Genomic DNA, 733 nt, shown 5'->3' with positions numbered 1-733 from the left:
GCGCACGGCTACCGTGTCGTCCCGCACGTGCCCGCGCGGCTGCTGCGGGACGACACCCATCTGAAGGACGTCGTCGAGCGGCTGCGCGGCGCGGGCGTCGACGACGTCTTCGTCCCGGCGGGTGACGCGGACCCGCCGGCCGGCCCGTACGAAGGAGCCCTGCCCGTGCTGCGCAGACTGGACGGGCTGGGCCGGCCCTTCACGCACACGGGGATCACCGGCTATCCGGAGAGTCATCCGCTCATCCATGACGACATCACCATCCAGGCGATGTGGGACAAGCGCGCGCACGCCACGTACATCGTCAGCAACCTGTGCTTCGATCCGCGCGTGCTCGGCGACTGGGTCGCCCGCATCCGGCGCCGCGGCGTCACACTGCCCGTGCACGTGGGCGTCGCCGGTCCCGTTCAGCGTGCGAAGCTGCTGTCCATGGCGACGAAGATCGGGGTGGGGGAGTCCACGCGCTTCCTGACCAGGCACGCTTCCTGGTTCCTGCGGTTCGCGACGCCCGGGGGATATGTGCCCGAGAAACTGCTCGACCGCAGCGCCGACGCGCTGACCGCGCCGTCCGCGGGCGTGGCGGGGCTGCACGTCTTCACGTTCAACCAGGTGGCGGAGACGGAGCGCTGGCGCCGTGCACTGCTCGACCGGCTGGGAACGTAGCGGCGCGCGCACGCCGGGCGGGGGCGCAAGCCCCCCCCACCCGCCCCCCCCCGCCGGGGTCCCTAGCCCC

Annotated in this window: 1 protein-coding gene; it reads left to right on the top strand. The window is 72.9% G+C overall.

All coding sequences use genetic code 11. The annotated features are described in order from the left end of the window. Window positions 1–663, top strand: a 663-nt coding sequence (locus ACFW2E_RS41875; RefSeq protein WP_384475923.1) for a 5,10-methylenetetrahydrofolate reductase, incomplete at its 5' end; no start/stop codon positions are given. Window positions 664–733: the final 70 nt, after the last annotated feature.

The organism is Streptomyces sp. NPDC058964 (assembly GCF_042741275.1).
Classification (GTDB): Bacteria; Actinomycetota; Actinomycetes; order Streptomycetales; family Streptomycetaceae; genus Streptomyces.
Note: the sequence above shows the minus strand (reverse complement) of the source record. Positions and strands in the feature narration are given on the sequence as shown.